The sequence below is a fragment of the Mycobacterium sp. genome, from assembly GCF_035506235.1.
Classification (GTDB): domain Bacteria; phylum Actinomycetota; class Actinomycetes; order Mycobacteriales; family Mycobacteriaceae; genus Mycobacterium.
On record NZ_DATJPU010000114.1, the window covers coordinates 1 to 2,898 of the forward strand.

Annotated in this window: 5 protein-coding genes and 1 pseudogene; 3 read left to right on the forward strand and 3 right to left on the reverse strand. The window is 66.3% G+C overall.

The genetic code is table 11. The features are described 5' to 3' along the window. The 3 genes from VMD50_RS10580 to VMD50_RS10590 form a co-directional block, all read left to right on the forward strand. Positions 1 to 964, forward strand: a 964-nt coding sequence (locus tag VMD50_RS10580) for a thiamine pyrophosphate-dependent enzyme (RefSeq protein WP_325427530.1), incomplete at its 5' end; no start/stop codon positions are given. Between the two features lie 187 nt (positions 965 to 1,151). After that, the gene (locus VMD50_RS10585) at positions 1,152 to 1,406 is read left to right on the forward strand and encodes a type II toxin-antitoxin system Phd/YefM family antitoxin (RefSeq protein WP_325427532.1); all 255 of its coding nucleotides are present in this window, start codon (positions 1,152 to 1,154) and stop codon (positions 1,404 to 1,406) included. After that, complete coding sequence (locus tag VMD50_RS10590; RefSeq protein WP_325427534.1) at positions 1,399 to 1,812, forward strand: type II toxin-antitoxin system VapC family toxin; 414 nt, start codon at positions 1,399 to 1,401, stop codon at positions 1,810 to 1,812. Before VMD50_RS10585 ends, VMD50_RS10590 begins: the two co-directional genes overlap by 8 nt. A gap of 170 nt (positions 1,813 to 1,982) precedes the next feature. On the opposite strand, the gene VMD50_RS10595 is transcribed toward VMD50_RS10590, so the two are convergent. The 3 genes and pseudogenes from VMD50_RS10595 to VMD50_RS10605 form a co-directional block, all read right to left on the reverse strand. Then, positions 1,983 to 2,393, reverse strand: coding sequence for a type II toxin-antitoxin system VapC family toxin (locus VMD50_RS10595; protein ID WP_325427536.1), 411 nt, complete (start codon positions 2,391 to 2,393; stop codon positions 1,983 to 1,985). After that, positions 2,390 to 2,659, reverse strand: a complete 270-nt coding sequence (locus tag VMD50_RS10600; protein WP_325427538.1) for a type II toxin-antitoxin system Phd/YefM family antitoxin — start codon at positions 2,657 to 2,659, stop codon at positions 2,390 to 2,392. Before VMD50_RS10600 ends, VMD50_RS10595 begins: the two co-directional genes overlap by 4 nt. Before the next feature lie 86 nt (positions 2,660 to 2,745). Continuing rightward, positions 2,746 to 2,898 (reverse strand): annotated as a pseudogene (locus tag VMD50_RS10605) (glycosyltransferase); the annotation flags it as partial.

A 2,898-nucleotide genomic window follows, 5' to 3' on the forward strand; every position in this document is an offset into this window, starting at 1 on the left:
CGCCAAGGGCTTCTTCCCGGAAGACCACCCGCAATACGCCGGGATCTACTGGGGCGAGGTGAGCAGCCCGCAGTGCCAGGCCATCGTGGACTGGTCCGACTTGATCGTGGCCGCCGGTCCGGTGTTCAACGACTACACCACGGTCGGCTACAGCGCGTTGCCGCCGCGGAAGCGGATGATCAACGCCGAACCGCGGGTGGTGCGGTTCCCCGACGCCGAGTTCACCGGAGTCGCGCTGGCAGACTTCCTGTCCGACCTCGCGAAGAAGGTGCAAGCCGACGACGCCACCCTGACGCAGTACAAGCGCCTGCGGGGGACGGCATCGGCGGCGCCCCGGCCGACGGCCGACGACCCCTCCGCACCGCTGAGCCGGGTCGAGATGTGGCGCCAGATCGAGGAGGAACTGGACTCCAACACCACCCTGTTGGTGGAGACCGGTGACTCCTGGCTCAATGGCATGTACACGCGGCTGCCCGGTGGCGCGCGGTTCGAGATCGAGATGCAGTGGGGCTCGATCGGCTGGTCCGTACCCGCCAGCTTCGGCTACGCGATGGGCCTGGAGGACGACCGCCGGCTGGTCTCGGTCATCGGCGACGGGTCGTTTCAGCTGACGGCCCAAGAGGTCTCGAACATGATCCGCCACCGCCAGGAGATCCTCATCTTCCTGGTCAACAACCGCGGGTACGTGATCGAGTCGGCGATCCACGACGGTCCCTACAACTACTACAAGAACTGGGATTACGCGGGGCTGGTCGACGTGTTCAACGCCGAGGACGGCGGCGGGCTGGGGCTGAAGGCAACCACCGCAGCGGAATTGGCCGAGGCGATCGAGAAGGCCCGCGCCCACACGGGCGGTCCGGTCCTGATCGAGTGCGAGATACCGAACGACGACGCCAGCCCCGAGCTGATCTCCTGGGGATCGAAGGTGGCCCGTGTCAATTCCCGCCCGGACCCTCGGTTCTGAGCGGACCCCGGCTATAGCCGGCCGGCCGGTAGTGCAGAAGATGCGCACTACCGGCCGGCTCACCAGTGCCGTCGGGCTTATCCGTCGATGAGCCTGCCGGATCGGCCGATTCCCGTGCCACGCTCGCCGTTTGAGGTGATGAGCACCCGTGCACGGAGTATGCGTAGCACACGCGCTACACTCTGGTGTGGCTAAACAGATCACTCAGCGCGAGCTGCGCAACAACAGCGGCGAGATTATGCGCCGGCTCGACCGAGGCGAGTCATTCGTCGTGACCAGGAATGGAATCCCAGTCGGCGAGCTTTCGCCGCTGCGTCGGCATCGATTCATCAGCGCCGAGGCGGCCGTCGCCGCGTTCAGCGGGGCTCCGCCGGTCGACTTCGATCGGTTCCGAGCAGATCTCGATCAGGCCGCGAGCCAGGAGATCGCGCCCCGTGGCTGATGCTCCTCGTCCGTCGCAGGGGCTCATTGACACCTCGGTCGTGACCGAACTGGATCATATCGACGCCGAGCAGCTCCCAATGGAACTCGCCATCAGCGCCCTTACCATGGCTGAACTCGCCGCCGGCCCGCACGCGGCGGCCGACGCCGGCGAGCGAGCGCGACGTCAAGATCGCCTACAACGAGCCGAGGCCAGCTTCGATGCACTGCCATTCGATGGCGACTCGGCGAGGGCCTACGGACGCATCTACGCTGCGATCGTCGCGACGGGGCGCAAGGCGCGTGGCCCGCGAGCCGTCGATCTGTTGATCGCCGCCACCGCCGTGGCTGCCAACCTCCCGCTCTATACGCGCAATGTCGATGACTTCCGAGGGCTCGAACACCTCCTCACCATCGTCGGCGTCTGATCCACCGCGGGTTCAGCCGAACACAACAATGGAAACCAGCCGTAGCCGATCGACCTTGTCCGCATTTCGTCGGCAGCCGGCCCAATCTACTTCGGCCACCGGCAGGGATGGTGATGCCCAGCGATGTGCCGCTGTCTGGAAGACTGGTGACCTGCATGTGGCTGCGTCACCTATCCGACGCTCCCCTCGTCTCCCGGCGAGACGATCGGCAGCCCTTGTGATTCTGCCGCATCGAGAAGCCGGCGATCGTAGGCGCAGAACGCTGTCAGACCGCGTCGGTGGGCGTGCGCGGTGGCCAGGTGTATCGCATCGAGAGTGCACAGCTCGGCGGGCGGGATGGTGGCCGCCACGGCCGCGATCGCGTCGGTCAACACGAGGGTGTCAATCGAGGCGGCGACATTTCGCGCCCTGGCCAGAGCATCGGGCCCGATCCGCGCGACCGCGCGAATCAGTTCGATGTGACCGATGGCGCTCGTGGCCAGGGCGTCTTCCAGACGGGCGTTGAGCCAGTCGACCAGTGCTGCTGACTCCTCCTCAGCGGCAATAAGTTTCACGGTGGCCGACGTATCAAGGTAGATCATCGGTCGGCGCGCTGCTCCTCCAGTATCGAACTGAGCGAACGGCCTTCAACGAGGTCGGCCATGCTGAGTGGAAGGCGTGGCGCTGTCGCGGGGATCAACTGCCCTTCGGCGATCAGCTTGTCACGCACCTGCTCGGCGGGGGTGAGGGGCACCAGGCGGGCCACGGGCCGGCCGCGCTCGGTGATTTGGATGATTGCGCCAGCCTTCGCCTTCGCCACCCAGACGCTGGCATTCTGGCGTAGTTCACGAATCCCGATTACTTCCATCGACCAAGCGTAGCACTTGATGTGCTACATGCACCTGCGCCGCCCACTGGGCCCGTCGCAGGTCGTCGGCGCGATGTTCGCGCTGGTTACGAATTGACGCTCAGCGCACCGCTGAGCACGCGCTGCTCGATCAGGTCGACGCCGCGAGCGACCCCGCCGGTCGCCGCGAAGCCCGCCGCCACCCGCCGCGCACCGGCCGTCATGGTCATCGCCTGCTGGACCTTGGCCGAAAGCCGTTT

Excerpts from the sequence above, each read along its gene's own strand:
- VMD50_RS10600 (WP_325427538.1), bottom strand. The coding sequence starts at position 2,659 with ATGGAAGTAATCGGGATTCGTGAACTACGCCAGAATGCCAGCGTCTGG.
- VMD50_RS10595 (WP_325427536.1), bottom strand. The coding sequence starts at position 2,393 with ATGATCTACCTTGATACGTCGGCCACCGTGAAACTTATTGCCGCTGAG.